13 protein-coding genes and 1 tRNA gene are annotated in these 15,358 nt (G+C 62.9%); 8 read left to right on the top strand and 6 right to left on the bottom strand.

Annotated features, from left to right (window positions below; translation table 11 throughout):
• Positions 1 to 10: 10 nt before the first annotated feature.
• On the top strand, positions 11 to 1,234 hold the full coding sequence (locus ACVZUB_RS22405) for an erythromycin esterase family protein (protein ID WP_338925702.1): 1,224 nt from the start codon (positions 11 to 13) through the stop codon (positions 1,232 to 1,234).
• A 5-nt stretch (positions 1,235 to 1,239) separates the two neighbouring features.
• Here the strand turns inward: ACVZUB_RS22405 and ACVZUB_RS22400 are convergent, their stop codons facing one another.
• Complete coding sequence (locus ACVZUB_RS22400) at positions 1,240 to 2,349, bottom strand: serine hydrolase domain-containing protein (protein ID WP_482627778.1); 1,110 nt, start codon at positions 2,347 to 2,349, stop codon at positions 1,240 to 1,242.
• A gap of 246 nt (positions 2,350 to 2,595) precedes the next feature.
• On the opposite strand from ACVZUB_RS22400, the gene ACVZUB_RS22395 reads away from it, so the two are divergent.
• The 4 genes from ACVZUB_RS22395 to ACVZUB_RS22380 all read left to right on the top strand — a co-directional run bounded on the left by ACVZUB_RS22395 (position 2,596) and on the right by ACVZUB_RS22380 (position 6,486).
• The gene (locus ACVZUB_RS22395; RefSeq protein ID WP_482627777.1) at positions 2,596 to 3,132 is read left to right on the top strand and encodes an NlpC/P60 family protein; all 537 of its coding nucleotides are present in this window, start codon (positions 2,596 to 2,598) and stop codon (positions 3,130 to 3,132) included.
• A gap of 65 nt (positions 3,133 to 3,197) precedes the next feature.
• Entirely contained in the window at positions 3,198 to 3,884 is a 687-nt protein-coding gene (locus tag ACVZUB_RS22390; RefSeq protein ID WP_003940586.1) for a response regulator transcription factor, read from the top strand.
• A complete protein-coding gene (locus tag ACVZUB_RS22385) occupies positions 3,881 to 4,876 on the top strand; it encodes a HAMP domain-containing sensor histidine kinase (RefSeq protein WP_007727705.1) in 996 nt (331 codons plus the stop codon). Before ACVZUB_RS22390 ends, ACVZUB_RS22385 begins: the two co-directional genes overlap by 4 nt.
• 107 nt (positions 4,877 to 4,983) lie before the next feature.
• Positions 4,984 to 6,486 (top strand): DUF4153 domain-containing protein, encoded by a 1,503-nt coding sequence (locus tag ACVZUB_RS22380; RefSeq protein WP_482627776.1) that lies wholly within the window; start codon positions 4,984 to 4,986, stop codon positions 6,484 to 6,486.
• Positions 6,487 to 6,559: 73 nt separating this feature from the next.
• Here the strand turns inward: ACVZUB_RS22380 and ACVZUB_RS22375 are convergent, their stop codons facing one another.
• Positions 6,560 to 8,896: an arylsulfatase gene (locus ACVZUB_RS22375; protein ID WP_482627775.1), complete on the bottom strand. Its 2,337-nt coding sequence runs from the start codon at positions 8,894 to 8,896 to the stop codon at positions 6,560 to 6,562.
• A 205-nt stretch (positions 8,897 to 9,101) separates the two neighbouring features.
• Between ACVZUB_RS22375 and ACVZUB_RS22370 the strand changes: the two genes are divergently transcribed.
• Both ACVZUB_RS22370 and ACVZUB_RS22365 read left to right on the top strand, forming a co-directional pair.
• Positions 9,102 to 9,770, top strand: a complete 669-nt coding sequence (locus tag ACVZUB_RS22370; protein ID WP_030534932.1) for a TetR family transcriptional regulator — start codon at positions 9,102 to 9,104, stop codon at positions 9,768 to 9,770.
• 35 nt (positions 9,771 to 9,805) lie between these two features.
• Positions 9,806 to 10,723 (top strand): TauD/TfdA dioxygenase family protein, encoded by a 918-nt coding sequence (locus ACVZUB_RS22365; protein WP_030534931.1) that lies wholly within the window; start codon positions 9,806 to 9,808, stop codon positions 10,721 to 10,723.
• Between the two features lies 1 nt (position 10,724).
• Here ACVZUB_RS22365 and ACVZUB_RS22360 read toward each other — a convergent pair whose 3' ends face one another.
• From ACVZUB_RS22360 to ACVZUB_RS22350, 3 genes are all read right to left on the bottom strand, one after another.
• Positions 10,725 to 11,687, bottom strand: a complete 963-nt coding sequence (locus tag ACVZUB_RS22360; protein WP_482627774.1) for a formylglycine-generating enzyme family protein — start codon at positions 11,685 to 11,687, stop codon at positions 10,725 to 10,727.
• Positions 11,688 to 11,982: 295 nt separating this feature from the next.
• Positions 11,983 to 12,372 (bottom strand): DUF4234 domain-containing protein, encoded by a 390-nt coding sequence (locus tag ACVZUB_RS22355; RefSeq protein ID WP_156665935.1) that lies wholly within the window; start codon positions 12,370 to 12,372, stop codon positions 11,983 to 11,985.
• Between the two features lie 219 nt (positions 12,373 to 12,591).
• Positions 12,592 to 12,664, bottom strand: a tRNA-Arg gene (locus ACVZUB_RS22350).
• Positions 12,665 to 12,906: 242 nt separating this feature from the next.
• On the opposite strand from ACVZUB_RS22350, the gene ACVZUB_RS22345 reads away from it, so the two are divergent.
• Positions 12,907 to 14,286: an LLM class flavin-dependent oxidoreductase gene (locus ACVZUB_RS22345; RefSeq protein WP_047272629.1), complete on the top strand. Its 1,380-nt coding sequence runs from the start codon at positions 12,907 to 12,909 to the stop codon at positions 14,284 to 14,286.
• Positions 14,287 to 14,295: 9 nt separating this feature from the next.
• Here ACVZUB_RS22345 and ACVZUB_RS22340 read toward each other — a convergent pair whose 3' ends face one another.
• Positions 14,296 to 15,294 carry a winged helix-turn-helix transcriptional regulator gene (locus ACVZUB_RS22340; protein WP_475845659.1) on the bottom strand — a complete coding sequence of 333 codons (999 nt, stop codon included), beginning with the start codon at positions 15,292 to 15,294 and terminating at the stop codon, positions 14,296 to 14,298.
• Between the last annotated feature and the right edge of the window lie 64 nt (positions 15,295 to 15,358).

Below are 15,358 nucleotides of genomic sequence, written 5' to 3'. Positions count from 1 at the left end.
TTCGAAAGGGATGATCATGTCCACTGCCCCAGCGCTGAGTGAGTTCGGCCGCCAACTCGAAGACGCGGCAAGTCTTGGTCGTGCGGTCGACGAACTGCTCGCAGCGCGAACCGAGGTGCCGGTTCTGCTCGCTCTCGGCGAGCCGACTCATGGGATCAAGGCTTTTCCGTTGCTGCGCAACGAACTTCTCGGCCAACTGGTCGAACGAGGATATCGGTCGATCGTGCTCGAAACAGATGTCTTTGCGGCTTTGCTCGTGAACGACTACGTGAACGGGGGAGAGGCGGACATCGAGAAGGTGCTCGCCACAGGCTTCAGCCACGGATTCGGTGCGGTACCGGGAAACCGCGAACTCGTCGAATGGCTACGCGAGTACAACCACGGCCGCGCTCCGGCCGACCGAGTTCGCTTCTACGGCTTCGACGCTCCGGTGGAGTACTCCGGCGCACCGAGCCCACGTGGCGCGCTGTCTGCAGCAGGTGACTTCCTGCCCGCTGCGATGCGGCCGCACTCGTTCGACGACATCGACCTTCTGCTCGGGCAGGACCCCGACTGGACCAACCCGGCGGCGATGTTCGAACCGGCTGCGTCCGTCGGCAACTCCGATCAGGCTCGTGCCCTGCGCATCATTGCGGACGACCTCGCCAGCGTCCTGCGGCGCGCCGCACCTGTGCTGCGGCCCGCCGACCCGGGCGGATACGACCTGGCCCTCGCACACGCACGCACCGCTGTAGGTCTTCTGCGCTACCACGCCGCGATGGCGAGTTCCGCTCCTGATCGTATCGGCACTCTGCTCAGTCTCCGTGCCGAGATGATGGCCGAGAACCTGCTGGCCGTCGTCGCCCAGGAGCAGCGACGCGGGCCGATCCTGCTCTTCGCACACAATGCCCATCTCCTGCGAGTGCCGTCCGACATGCCCGTCAACGGCGACGTGGTCAGCTGGGGGAGCGCCGGCTCACTTGTCGGACTTGTCCTCGGAGAGCGCTACGTATTCGTGGCAACCGACGCCAACCCCGACAGTGATCCGGGCACTCTGCAGGGAGCGTTGGCCGATGCGACCAGTCGGCGTGCCCTGTTTCCGACCCCCGCACTTCGCGCAGCACTTGACCTGTCCGTCACCGCGGGAGAGGCGATCCTGCCAGGGCATCTGCCGCTGAAACCTTCGGAGTTGGACGGCGCCGACGCGGTCATTTTCGTCGCGGACACTGATGGAAAACGTCATCAATACTGGTAACAGCGTCAAGGGCAGAGTGCGTGCGAGAGTATCGCGACGGTGTCCGGCTGGTCCTTCGGCGTCGACGTCAGCGTCACAGTGAACGCGCGGTCCGGCGTCGCACCGGACAGTGTGTAGTACCCGTAGATCCCACCACTGTGGCCGGTATAGGTGACGCCGCAGGGAAGTTCGGTGGCGCCGACGCCCATCCCGTACCCGAGTCCCTCGGCTTCGGTGGCGGCGACCTGAGGGGTGGTCATCTCGGCAAGCTGCTCGGCCGGCACCACCCGCCCGTCGAGTAGTGCACGCCAGAAGGTGTTCAGGTCTGTGCCCGTCGAGACCATCGCTCCGGCAGCCCAGGGGATCGACGGTTCCGTGCGGGAAACGTCGGTCAGGCCACCGTCGAGATCCTGATAGCCCGTCAGGTGATCGCCCCTGATGTCGAGCTCACCGGCCGGCGGGAGGTACGTGTCTTCCAAGTCCAGCGGATCGAGTATCCGAGACCGGAGTTCATCGGCGTAGCTGCGGCCACTCACCGATTCGACGAGCATTCCGAGAACGATGTAGTTGGTGTTGGTGTAGACGAACGACGTTCCGGGGACGAATTGCGCCGGTTTGCCGAGGGCGATGGCGACCGCGGCGGACGGCGTCAGCGTTCGGTTCTCGTTTGCTGCAATCCATTCGTCGGCGCCGGGTTCTCCGGCGAACTCGGGAAGGCCGCTGCGATGTTGCAGCAGTTGCCGCACGGTGATCGCGCTACCGTCGATGCCACTGCCGTCCATGTCACTGCTGTGCAGTAGGCCCGGGAGATACTGCTCGATCGGTGCGTCGAGGTCGACCTTGCCCTCGGCGACCAACTGCAGAACGAGCGAAGCTGTGAATGTCTTTGTCACACTTCCGATCCGGACGCGATCATTCTTGCCGATCGAATCGCCGTTGGTCCGGTTGGGCACGCCGCTGGTCATGACAGCCGTCGTGGTGCCGTCGTCGAGTGTTGCGATCGACCCGACGACACCCGACCTGGCGAGTCCGTCGAGATCCGATTGAATCTCCACTGCGCGCTGGAGCGTCGAGCAACCGATCAGCGCCGTGGTGGCTCCGATGATGACCGCGGCGACAAGGAGGTATGAGCGCATGATTTCGAATCTAGGGATCCGCCGGCTCCGACGGATCCAGGAAATCCCCGATCATTCCCTGATCTTTGCCAGGCCGGGACGTAAGGCCCGTTTGTTCAAAACCGACAAATCGGATCAATCATTCCTGTCCGAACACAACGTCTACGCCGTTAACATCCGAACGAAGTGTTTGTTTTCACGTGTCTTACCAGTTCACGGCTATCGAGGTGCGCTGCCGCGCGCCGAAACGACTCCCACGAAGGACGGATGCATGAAGAAGTCGACACTCCGCACGGGAACGGTCGCTGCTCTGCTGACCGGAAGTGTCCTGTTGCTCTCCGCTGCCCCCCCTCGGCCGATCCGGGAAGCCTCGGCAGCGGCGGCAGTAGCGGGAGCTCCGGCAGCCTGGGAAGCGCAGGAAGCATCAGCAGTGGATCAGCCGCCCTCCCCATCCCGAGTCCGGCAGGCCTGATCGCGCTGGCAGCGGCGAGCACTCAGACCGGAAAGCCCTACCAGTGGGGCGGCGTCGGGCCGAACTCGTGGGACTGCTCCGGGCTGGTGCAATGGGCGTTTCGGCAGGCCGGAGTGAATCTGCCACGGACCAGCCAACAGCAGGCCAACGTCGGACAGCCGGTTCCCCGGTGGGCCCTCGCTCCCGGCGACGTCATCACCTTCTACCCCGGTGCGACGCACGTCGGCATCTACGCTGGGTTCGGAATGGTGTTCAACGCCTACGGAGTTGGTGTTCCGACCGGACTGACGCCCCTGGCGGATCTGCCGATCAACAACATCCGCAGGTTCTAGAACCTGCACAGAACCTTCACAAGTCCTCCCAGGTTCATCCACGAGGGCCGAATACAGTCAGTTCCATGAGTCAGCGAAGAGTGCTCGTGGTCGACGACGAGGTCAGCATCTGCGAGTCCATCGCGGCGAGGCTGCGTGCCGAGGGCTACGACGTCGAGCTGGCGTTCGACGGTCCCAGCGCGGTGGCCCGCTGCGAGCAGATGGACGCAGACCTGGTGGTACTCGACGTGATGATGCCGGGATTCGACGGACTCGAAGTCTGCCGCCGCATCCAGGCCGTGCGCCCGGTGCCTGTGCTGATGCTGACCGCTCGCGCCGATGAAACGGACATGCTGATCGGTCTCGGCGTCGGGGCCGACGACTATCTGAGCAAGCCGTTCAGCATGCGTGTGCTCGTCGCCCGGGTGCAGGCTCTGCTTCGGCGTGCGGATCGCGCGGAGCACGCTGCTCGCCCGGTGGCCGACCTCCTCGAGTTCGGTGACGTCGTGATCGACCTGACCGAACGTCGAGTGCGCCGTGATGCGCAAGAAGTTCACCTGACTCGCACCGAATTCGATCTCATCGCCTATCTGGCGGAGCGGCCGCGAGCCGCGATCCCGCGGGAGTCGCTGCTCGAGGAGATCTGGGGCTGGGGTGAGGGAGCGGGCAGTCGGACCGTCGACAGCCACGTCAAGGCGCTGCGACGCAAGCTCGGACCTTCCGTGATCCGGACCGTTCACGGCGTCGGGTACGCCTGGGACGTGCCGCGATGAGCGTCGTCGACCGTCTTTTTGCACGGTGGCCGCGGCCGCTGGACCCGATGCGGTCCTTCAAGGTGAAGGTCGGCCTCCTGGTTGTCGCAGCACTGGTGTTCGCCGCGGGTGGTTTCTGGCTGACGTCGCAACAACCGTTTCGTTTTGCTCTACTGACGGCGTTGGTTGTCGCTCTCGGCGTTACGCAGGTGCTCGCACACGGGATGACGTCACCGCTTCGCGAGATGACGGCCGCGGCGAAGGCGATGGCGCGCGGCGACTATTCGCGGCGAGTACGAGCGACTTCCAGAGACGAAGTAGGCGAACTCGCCCATGCGTTCAATCGGATGGCCGAGGACCTCGGGGCCGACGACCGGTACCGCCGCGAGTTGATCGGCAACGTCTCCCATGAACTGCGCACGCCCATCACCGCTTTGCAAGCCATGCTCGAGAACGTCGTCGACGGTGTCGAAGAACCGGATCCGGCGATGATGAAATCGGCGCTGCGGCAGACGGAACGACTGGGCGCGCTGGTAGCCGACCTTCTCGATCTCTCGAAACTCGAGGGTGGCGCAATGCCGTTGAAACGCCGCCGTTTCGAGGTCGAGCCGTTCCTACGTGAGCTGTCGAGTGTGAGTGCGGGCGACATCGAGATAGACGTCAAGCCTCCGCAATTGTCCGTGGTCGCCGATCCGGATCGCCTCCATCAGGTGGTGACCAACCTGGTGGACAACGCGGTTCAGCACGGGAACGTCGACACCAAAGTTGTGATCCGAGTACGTACCGGCAGCGCGGGGGAGTTGGTGCTCGACGTCCACGACGACGGCCCCGGCATCGAACCACAGGCCCGTGAGCGAGTGTTCGACCGCTTCATCCGCGGCGGCTCGACCGACGGGGGCACCGGACTCGGCCTCGCGATCGCGAAGTGGGCGGTCGAATTACATGACGGCAGGATTGCCGTCGTCGATGCCCCGTCGGGTTGTTGCATTCGAGTAGTGCTGCCGCAGAACTGAATCAAAGTCCCTGACGAGATCGAGAGATCTCGCGATGGCGCATGTCTTCATCGGCATTCGTCTGTACTTCCGACCCTGAAAATTGAACCAGACACATAGGAGATCACATGAGCGCTCCGATAGTAATTCCACCGAAACCGCCGATGCCGGCCGTAAAACCGAAGCGTCCCAGCCGGTTCTGGCGTCCCGATCGCACGTCGATGGCCACCCGCTCGATGCTCCTCGGCGCGGCCGGAGTAGGGGTGCTTGCGGCCCTGATCCTCGACCCAGGGTTCGCGAGTATCGCGTACGTGATCGTGGGTGCCGGTGTGGTGATCGTCTTCGGGATTCTGACGCCGCCGCGGATGACCGTGACGCAGTGGGTCGCCGCCATCGGGATGCTCGCACTGCTGGGTGTTGCCGCCGTTCGCGGTGCGGAGTGGTTGGTGTTCCTCTGCGTCGTGGTTGCGTGGGTTCTGTTCACGTGGACTCTGATCGGCGGGCGGACGTGGACCGGGATACTTCTGGGAACGTTCGCTCCCTGGCGGGCACCGCACCGGACGGTCAACTTCGTTCGTCGTCGAAAGCTCGCTACCCGCTCTGCTCCGCGGGTGCCGGCGGCGCGAGTTGTCGTCGTGAGCGCAGTATCGATTCTTCTCCTGTTGATTTTCGGATCTTTGTTCGTGAGTGCGGATCCGGAGTTCGCGAAGATCTTCGGCGGCTTCGCTCCGGCCATCTCGGTGTCGAACCCGGGGGCACGGATCTTTGCCGGCGTCGTGATGGCGTTCGGCACGCTGGTTGCGGTGTATCTGCGCCGCAGAACGCCGACGGTGGACGCGTTTGCACCTGCGCCGGCGACGCCGTTGCCGATGTGGGAGTGGGCGGTCCCGCTCGGAGTACTCAACGTGCTGTTCCTCGGTTTTGTTGCAGTACAGACGAAGACGCTGTTCGGGGGAGACGAGCACGTACAGGTGACCGATGGACTGACCTATGCGGACTACGCGCGTGAGGGTTTCTGGCAGCTTATGGCGGTTACCGTGCTGACGCTGCTCGTCATCGCCGTCGCAGTGCGGTACATCGACCGCCGCGACGCTGGATCGAGGCGTCTTGCCCGCGGACTGCTGGGTGCCCTGTGTGTTTTCAGCCTGGTGATCGTGGCGTCCGCTGTGCACCGGATGTGGTTGTACGAGAATCAGTACGGTTTCACGGTGCTCCGGGTCAGCGTCTTCGCGACAGAGCTGCTTCTTGGATTCGTGTTCGTGTTGTTGCTCGTCGCAGGTATTCGGATGTCCGGGAAGTGGCTGCCCACAGCTGTTCTCGCCACTTCGGCCGTCGCGCTGCTGGCCTTCGCGGTGTTCAACCCCGACGCGTACATCGCGCAAAAGAACGTGGAACGGTTCGAGGGCGGCAAGAGCATCGACGTTTCCTACTTACGCGGGCTCTCCGTCGACGCGGTACCTGCCTTGGATCGTCTACCGGAACCGCAGCGTTCATGTGCCTTGAGCAGATATCGATTCGGAGTGCCGGGCACCACTGCGCCCTGGGAGTTCAACGCAGCGCGTGAGAAGGCCCGCGACATCCTGGAAGCTCGCCCGGTGGGGCCGTGCCTGCAGATGTACACGGTCGGATAGACGCAGGGCGATTGTGCAGCCGCGCGGCAGATGGCCTGCGCGGCTGCATAATCGGCGAGCGCCGCCTGGTCGATCAGTGCACGGCGAGTGAGATTTTCTCCCGTTCCTCTGCGGACACCACGTCTCGGGTGGATCGTAAGTCGACGGTCACGCTGTGGAGTTTGCCGCCGTAACGGAACGTGCCCTTGTCCGCGAACTCCTCCGCCACCGGGCTTCCCCGGTTGATGCCGACGTCGAGCTGTTCGTTCATGCTGAAGATCGCCCGAGTGGTCTTCTCGATCCGGCCTTCGGAGACCACCTCGTCGTCGACGCTCAGGGTTGCGGTTCCACCCTTGCCGATTCCGCCGCCGTCGTACTCGAAGTGGACGGACACCTCGCGTGCATTGGGTGCCAGCGGGTTGCGCCCACGCACGAAGGTCCGACCACCGCCGCTGAAGTTGTAGCAGTAGACGGGGACGGAATCGAGTATGTACAAAGCGAATCCGCCGAACCGGCCACCGAGGCTGACCAGCATGCCGTCGGCGACGCTACCCAGACTTGCGGTCAGCGTGTACGAGCGGTTGAAGAACGTCGGCGCGGCTTTCTCGACCAGACCGTTCATGTGTGGGTACAGCGTGAGGGTCTTGCGGCCCATCATCGGATGCGGGGGTCGTGATTCCGCGGTGGCGTGGCGACCGACCGTTCTGTCGTCCAGCGGCAGCACCTGATATTTGGCCGCCTCGACGAGGAACTTTTCCTTGAGCCGGGCCAGGATCTCGGGATGCTCGTCTGCGAGATCGCGGGCCTGCGACCAGTCGACCGAGGTGTCGTACAGCTCCCAACGGTCCTCGCTCATCGGTGTGAGCTCGAGGCCGTGAGTGGCCATCAGCCAGGGTGCGCGGTGGGCCGTGACTGCGGTCCAACCGTAATCGTAGATTCCGCGGTTGCCGAAGATCTCGAAATACTGTGTGGTGTGGCGCTCTTCGGCGTCGGGCTCGGCGAAGGTGTAGTTCATCGCCACGCCTTCCATCGGTTTCTGGGTCACCCCGTCGACGCTGGACGGTGCCGGAATACCGGCAGCTTCCAGGATCGTCGGCGTGATGTCGACGCAGTGATGCCATTGCTCCCTGATGCCTGGCTTGTCGATCCCCTTGGGCCAGTGGGCGATCAGGCCGTTCCGGGTACCGCCGTAATGGGACGCAACCTGCTTGGCCCACTGGTACGGGGTGTCGAGAGCCAGAGCCCACGACGCCGGATAGTGCGGGTAGCTGGTTTCGGTCCCCAATTCGTCGTAGCGCGCCAGTACGTCGGATGTCGCACTCTTGTAACCGTTGAGGCCGGCGAGGTAGTTGAACGAGCCCTCCATTCCGCCTTCCGCGGAAGCGCCGTTGTCACCCATCATGTAGAGCACCAGAGTGTTGTCGAGTACACCCATGTCCTGCAACCGGTCGACGAGCCTGCCTACCTCGTCGTCGGTGTGCTCGAGAAATGCCGCGTACAACTCCATCAGACGGGCCGAGACCTTCTTCTGGTCGTCGTCGAGTTCGTCCCAGTGTGGGAGCCCCGGAGCCCACGGGGCCAATTCGGTGTCAGGAGCGACGACGCCCAGTTCCTTCTGCTTTTGGAGGGTGATCTGGCGTTGGCGATCCCACCCGTGATCGAATTCGCCGACGTACTTGTCCAGGTAGCGGTCCGGGACCTGGAGTGGAGCGTGGCACGCGCCGAAGGGGAGGTAGCAGAACCACGGCTTGTCGGGGTCCATCGTGTTGACGCCCTCGACCCATTCGATCGCGTGGTCGACGAGATCTTCGGACAGGTGGTAACCCTCCTGTGGTGTCTTGGGTAAGTCGACCATCGTGAAGTCCTCGTAGAGAACCGGGGTGAACTGGTCGGACTCGGCACCGAGGAAACCGTAGAACTTGTCGAAACCCTCACGGACCGGCCAACGGTCGAACGGCCCGGCAGCGGTGGTCTCCCACGTCGGGGTCTGGTGCATCTTGCCGAAAGCACCTGTCGCATAGCCGTTTCCCTGTAGGACGCGTGCGACCGTGGCGGCAGAGGCGGGGCGGGTCCCGTTGTATCCCGTTGCCGCGTTGGCCATTTCGGAGATGACACCCATACCGACACTGTGGTGGTTGCGCCCGGTCAGTGTGGCGGCACGCGTCGGCGAGCACAGAGCCGTGGTGTGGAATCGGCTGTATTTCACGCCGGTTTCGGCCAAACGCTCGGCGGTGGGGGTGCGGCACGGGCCACCGAACGCGGAGGGTGCGCCGAATCCGACGTCGTCGATCATGATCAGCAGCACGTTCGGGGCCCCGGCCGGCGGGCGAAGCGGTTCCGGGCGGGTGTACGGGGGATTCTGATCGGGGTAGTACACGGCGGCCGCGACGTTCGGCGTCTCGGGAATGATCGGAATGGAATGGCGATTCACCAGCAGGCTCCTTGGCGTGTGCAAAACCGGGCGGATTAAGCAGTCGTCTTAATCTGGAGCGTATCGATCGGAATTCAGTTGGCGGCGTATGTCTCGTTGACTGGGACAACTACTCCCGTGAGTGGTTAAGGAGTCCCTGCACTCCCTAACCGCGCACAGGGGATGGGGCTTGCGGAATTAAGACAGTGACTTATATGGTCGGTGTATGCCCGCCTCGTTGGATGCCAAGAACGCCATGATCGCCGTCGCCGAGCGGATGTTCGCCGAGCAAGGTATTCACGAAGTGTCCATGCGGGACGTGGCGACTGCGGCCGGGCAGCGCAACAACTCTGCAGTTCAGTATCACTTCGGTGGGCGAGACGGTCTGGTGCTGGCCGTATTCCGGCATCGGATGGATCAGATCAACGCAGCGCGACTGACGTATCTCGACGACATCGACGCCAGTGGGCGGACCGACTTGGTCCGTGCTTTGGTCGAAGCCTTTCTGTACCCGCTGGCAGATTTTCTGGCGACGGTCGACGGTTCCAACTATGCGAGGTTCATTGCCCGAATCTCACCGTCGGTGGATACGCAGAGTGCTGAGTTCCGCGAGGTCAGCGAGGGGATCAACGAAGTTGTCGTCAGGTTGACGCGGGCGTTGCCGCATCTATCTCGCCGCGTCGCGGTCGAACGGATCGATCTGACGTTCAACATGAGCGTCTCCGCTCTGGCAATCTTCGAGCAGCGCCGCGAAGACGAAAACCCGGTTGTGCAGGCAGATTTCGATACGACAGTGGATCATCTGGTCGATCTCGCGGTAGGAGCACTGACCGCGCCCCAAAGCGCACACAAACGCACACGAGCAAAGCGGGTGCACGCGTCGACTGACGTGTGACCCCGCGACACGACACGACAGGACGGAGTCATTCGATGGCTACCCTTACATCCTCACGAACAGTCCAAATCGGCAATCACACAATCGAATTCGGACCACGCGGAATGAGGCGAAACCCGGAAGGCGTTGAATCGAGGCCGTACGAGCGGTTCACTCTGACACCCGTCACACCGTTCATCGGTGCCGAGATCAGCGACATCGACCTGCATGATCCGTCGGAGGAGCAGATCGAGGACGTGCGTCGGGCCCTGCTCGAATGGAAGGTCGTGTTCTTTCGGGACCAGCCGATTTCGAGCGTGAATCATCGTGACTTCGCTGCCCATTGGGGCGAACTCGAGGTCCATCCACTTCTCCCACAGGGAGAGGTTCCGGCAGTCGTCAGATTCGAACGCGGAGAGGACAGTCCAGGAACCGAGAACATCTGGCACGTCGACGTCACGTGGACGAAGACGCCGCCGCTCGGTTCAGTACTTCGGGCGATCGACGTACCGCCTGCCGGTGGTGACACGCTCTGGGCTGATATGGGTAACGCCTTCGACTGCCTCCCCGACGAGATCAAGGACTTGATCGACGGCAAGGACGCCATCCACGATTTTGTACCGTCCTTCGGACGCGGCATGAGCCCGGAGAAGTTGGAGCAGATGAAGGAGCAGTACCCGCCGGTTCTGCATCCGATGGTGCGTAAGCATCCGGAGACCGGGCGTAAAACTCTGTTCGTCAACAGCCTCTTCACCACCCACATTCCGGATATGGATCCTGTCGAAGGCAACGATCTGCTCAACCTATTGTTCGCGCAGGTCAAGGTCCCGGACTTTCAGTGCCGCTTCAAGTGGGCGCCGAATTCCATTGCCTTCTGGGACAACCGGGCCACCCAGCACTACGCTGCGAGCGACTACTTCCCGCATCGTCGCGTCATGGAGCGGGTGGCCATCCTGGGGGACGTGCCCTTCTGATCTACTCCTGCGGAATGCGGATGATGCACCGGAAGCCGACGTGGCAGGTCGAGGACTCCTCGGATTCGCCCTGCCGCGCGGCGGGGCGGTATCGCAAGCAGTAGTTCGGTGCACACAGATGTGAGCCGCCTTTGATCACCCGTCGTGCGTAGGGTTCGCCCACCAACGCCTCCGTGGCGAACTCCGCTCGGGGATTACGAGGAATGCAGCACGACGAGGCCGGCGCGACGTTCTTGGAACTGTGGGCGTGGTCGGACGTGTAGTGATCGGCCGTCCATTCCCACACGTTCCCGGCCATGTCGAACAGTCCGTAGCCGTTGGGCCGGAACTTTCTGACCGGAGCGGTGCGCTCGTAACCGTCCTCGAGCAGATTCTCCCAGGGGAACTGGCCCTGCCACACGTTGCCACCGGGCCGCCCGCCCGGAGAGTCGTGATCGCCCCACACGTACGCCTGGCGATCGAGTCCACCGCGGGCGGCAAACTCCCACTCGGCCTCGGTCGGGAGTTCCTTGCCGGCCCACGCGGCGTAGGCCTGGGCGTCGAAGTACGACACGTGGGTGACGGGGTGCCGTTCACGTCCCCCGATGTTGCTGTCGGCGCCCTCGGGATGGCGCCAATCGGCGCCGGGAGTGAACGACCACCACTGGGTGTAGTCGTCAAGTGAAACCGGGCCGGGTGGCGAATTGAAGACCAACGATCCCGGGACGAGGAGGGCTGGATCGGCGTCGGGATAGTCGGCGGCGTCCGGGGCGATTTCAGCAGTGGTGACGTGGCCGGTTGCCTTCACGAAGCGTCGGAACTCGGCGACCGTCACCGCCGTCGTGTCCATCCAGAATCCGTCGACTGTGACCTGGTGAACTGGGCGTTCTTCCGGATAGAAATCTTCGGAGCCCATCCAGTACGTCCCACCCGGGATCAAAGACATGTTCTTCGGGGGAGTTGCCGTGGAGTGAGGCGTCGTCATGAATTCAAGAATGGCACGTTGGTCGCGCCGATGTGGGGAGAGTCCCACCGAGTGTCTCGACACTTACACGGAGCGTCGAAATGCTCCGTGTCGCAGCCTACGTAATCAGGATTTAGGCAAAAACAACTCGGATCGACTCCATGTCGATCAATCGACCTATTTCGCTGCACTGCAGTCAGTTTGAAGTTGCCGGTCTGGCCGGTGATCGACACCCGCAGGCGCTTGGGCGAGAGATCACTGGTCCGCGAGACTGGACAGCCCCCACCTCGCGAGGTGGGGGCTCCACTCGATGGTGCTAGATTCTGTGACTCGCCTGGATGTCCGCGAGGGTGTTGATCCGTCGCTGCAGGTAACGCGTTTGCGAACCGAACCATGCCGGTGCCCACAGCCAACTCATAACGGGGGACACCGTCACGGGCGAGTTAACAATCCCGTGGGCCTGGTTCAATCGCTTCGCCGTTCGAGACAGTCCCACAAGACCGTAGAAAGGGATGATCTGCGACCACCAGCGCGTCCAGCCCTCACGTTGATTCCCGGTGAAGCTTGCCAGTTCGCCGTTGATGCGGTCGTACCAGACGAGGTAATAGATTCCGAAGGTGATTACCGTCAGCCACCACAAACCCCACGGCCCTTGTTTCCGAATCGGGGTTTGCTGAACCGGTAACTGAATCCCTTGTTGCGTCATTACTCTGTCCTTCGAGTCTGTTGCTCGCACTTTGCTCGGCGAGTGTGCAGTTATCAAACCAGACGGACGGGATTTATGATCAGCCGATCGAGGTGACTCGCATATTTCAAACCCAAATTTGGCTGTGATCACACGGGAAGCGCGGCGCCCGAGATTAGGCTGACGCAATTGTTCGTTGCTTGAGAACGCATTCCCATCTGCGCTTGAGGATCCCAAATGTGCCCTCGGCAGGATTCGAACCTGCGACCCTTCCTTTAGGAGAGGAATGCTCTATCCCCTGAGCTACGAGGGCGGGGAGCGTACCGACAAGCGCTGAAAACCCTGTGCTGCCGGGGTTTTCGCTTCTCGATACTGCTGTTGCGTCCGCTCGACCTGTCGGCACGAAGCCTCGGGCGTCACAGCTGCGCTAGTCAGTGTAGCGGCCCGCCGACGAGGTCGCGAAGTCGACGGTATCGCCGGGTGCAAGCAGGAGCCGAACCGATCGCACTGATCGCAATGGTGTTCACCGCGGAGCAGGCACGGCATCGTGCGGGAATGACCCGCAGAATCCGATTCAACGCCTTTGCCATGAACTGCGTCGCCCACCAATCACCAGGTCTGTGGCGCCACCCGGAGGACCAGTCGTCCAGGTACACGGATCTGAGGTACTGGACGGAATTGGCGAAGCTCCTCGAGCGTGGACGATTCGACGGGCTGTTCCTGGCCGACGTGTTGGGAACGTACGACGTGTACGGCGGCAATCACGACGCAGCGCTGCGGCAGGGCGCGCAGGTACCGGTCTCGGACCCGCTACTGCTGGCGTCGGCGATGGCTGCCGTGACCGAGCACTTGGGCTTCGGGATCACCGCAGGTACAGCTTTCGAGCATCCCTACCCGTTCGCTCGGCGCTTGAGCACCCTCGACCACCTGACGAACGGGCGAATCGGGTGGAACGTGGTCACCGGATACCTCCCCTCGGCCGCACGGAACATGGGCGAGGACGACCAACTCCAGCACGACGATCGCTACGACCACGCGGACGAGTACCTCGAAGTTCTCTACAAGTTGTGGGAAACGTCGTGGGAAGACGACGCGGTGGTGCGTGACAGAACCACCGGGGTCTACACAGACCCCGCCAAGGTTCATCCGATCGAGCACGAAGGCAAGCACTTCACCGTTCCGGGCATCCACATCTCCGAACCTTCTCCGCAGCGGACGCCGGTCATCTTCCAGGCCGGCGCGTCGCCTCGCGGGGTTCGGTTCGCCGCCGAGAATGCCGAAGCAATTTTTGTCGGTGCACCGACAAAGGCGATTCTCAAAGACACCGTTGCCCGAATCCGAAACGAACTGACGAAGGTCGGGCGAGATCCGTACTCGGCCCGCATCTACACACTGTTGACGATCATCACCGACCGAACCCCTGAGTTGGCCCAGGCGAAGCTCGAGGACTACCGCAGCTACGCGAGTAGTGAAGGCGCGCTCGTTTTCACCTCGGGGTGGATGGGAATCGACCTCTCCGGATACCGAGCGGACGAACCGATCGGGAACGTCGAGAGCAATGCCATTCAATCCGCGGTCGCATCGTTTCGCCAGGCCGACGAGAAAGGTGGCGAATGGACGGTGGGGGACATCGCGGAGTGGGCGGGCATCGGCGGGCTCGGCCCGATCGTTGTCGGTTCCGGCGCGGAGGTCGCCGACGAATTGCAGGAGTGGGTGTCCGAGACCGACGTCGACGGTTTCAATCTCGCGTACGCGGTGACTCCCGGAACCTTCGAAGACATTGTGGAGCATGTGATTCCGGAGCTGACCAAACGAGGTGCCTACCAGAGCGACTACGACGAGGGAACGCTGCGCAACAAACTGTTCGGGCGAGGGGACAGGCTGCCGCTCGAACACCGAGGCCGGAGCTTCGACCGGATCCGCACTGCCGGCTGAGCGGGGACCTCAGGACCAGCCGGACCCGGGTACGTGAACCGAGGTGGTGAGGTTGACGGCCTCGATGTCCGAAGACCTCAACTCTTCACCGCACACACTGCAACCCAAGCGTGCTTCGAACCGTTTACCGCAGGCCTTGTGATGGAGAACGATGTCCGGGCCGTCCGCGGATCTGAACCAACGCTGACCCCAGGAGATCATGCACATCACCACGGGGAAATACGCCGTGCCCTTGGCGGTGAGTCGATACTCCGACCACTGTGGGCGATCCGGAAGCGGACGCGTTTCCATCACACCGATCTCGGTGAGGTGCTTCAAGCGATCCGCGACTATCGCCGGTGGTGCACCGGTGATCTCGGCGAACTCTCCGTAGCGGCGAGCGCCTCGGAAAGCTGCACCGATGATCGCCGCTGACCAGCGATTGCCGACAAGTTCCATCGTGTGAGCCAGAATTTCCGGACGGCGTTCGGACTTGGTGGAGCGTCGCCGCGATGTTGCTTCCGGGACACTGCGTGAGAAGTCCCCACTCGGACCCATTTGGGAGTCCAGGGATCGTACGTCCACGTCCTCGCCGCACTCCTTGCAGCGCAGGATCGGGGTGAAGTCGTTTCCGCAGGTGCTGTGCCGCAGTGGTGGAAGCGGCTGGGTTTCATTGGGCGCCCACTGCTTCTCCCACGACCACATGGTGATGAGGACGGGCCAGATCGACTGCCCTTTGCGGGTGACCGAGTATTCGTGCCTGGGCGGGTTCTGCTGATACTCACGACGCTCGAGCATTCCGCCGGCCGTCAGGACCGCCAACCGTGAGGACAATACGGAGTTGGAGATTCCCCCGAGGGCGAGCCAGTCGTTGTATCGCCGCGACCCCAACAGGGCGAATCGCAGAATCCAGAGGTTCCACTCGTCCCCCAACAACCCGAGCGTGACGGCCAGTGCGTTCGGACCGCCGGCAGGCAACTCGGTGACGCCCGCCGACGCGGTGGGTGTCGAAGATCCGGCTGCATTCACTCGTACCACCCCGAAATCATAGGCCGCGCACCCTGCGGCACCGCGAGACCGTACCGAATGGTCT

The sequence above is a fragment of the Rhodococcus sp. OS5 genome (assembly GCF_056837585.1).
The sequence above is the reverse complement of the archived record's forward strand: the minus strand, read 5'-3'. Positions and strand labels throughout refer to the sequence as shown.

Bases quoted from the DNA above. Each gene is read 5' to 3' on its own strand.
- ACVZUB_RS22355 (WP_156665935.1), bottom strand. From the start codon at position 12,372: ATGACGCAACAAGGGATTCAGTTACCGGTTCAGCAAACCCCGATTCGG.
- ACVZUB_RS22405 (WP_338925702.1), top strand. From the start codon at position 11: ATGATCATGTCCACTGCCCCAGCGCTGAGTGAGTTCGGCCGCCAACTC.
- ACVZUB_RS22380 (WP_482627776.1), top strand. From the start codon at position 4,984: ATGAGCGCTCCGATAGTAATTCCACCGAAACCGCCGATGCCGGCCGTA.
- ACVZUB_RS22345 (WP_047272629.1), top strand. From the start codon at position 12,907: ATGACCCGCAGAATCCGATTCAACGCCTTTGCCATGAACTGCGTCGCC.
- ACVZUB_RS22360 (WP_482627774.1), bottom strand. From the start codon at position 11,687: ATGACGACGCCTCACTCCACGGCAACTCCCCCGAAGAACATGTCTTTG.
- ACVZUB_RS22395 (WP_482627777.1), top strand. From the start codon at position 2,596: ATGCATGAAGAAGTCGACACTCCGCACGGGAACGGTCGCTGCTCTGCT.
- ACVZUB_RS22365 (WP_030534931.1), top strand. From the start codon at position 9,806: ATGGCTACCCTTACATCCTCACGAACAGTCCAAATCGGCAATCACACA.
- ACVZUB_RS22385 (WP_007727705.1), top strand. From the start codon at position 3,881: ATGAGCGTCGTCGACCGTCTTTTTGCACGGTGGCCGCGGCCGCTGGAC.
- ACVZUB_RS22390 (WP_003940586.1), top strand. From the start codon at position 3,198: ATGAGTCAGCGAAGAGTGCTCGTGGTCGACGACGAGGTCAGCATCTGC.
- ACVZUB_RS22370 (WP_030534932.1), top strand. From the start codon at position 9,102: ATGCCCGCCTCGTTGGATGCCAAGAACGCCATGATCGCCGTCGCCGAG.
- ACVZUB_RS22400 (WP_482627778.1), bottom strand. From the start codon at position 2,349: ATGCGCTCATACCTCCTTGTCGCCGCGGTCATCATCGGAGCCACCACG.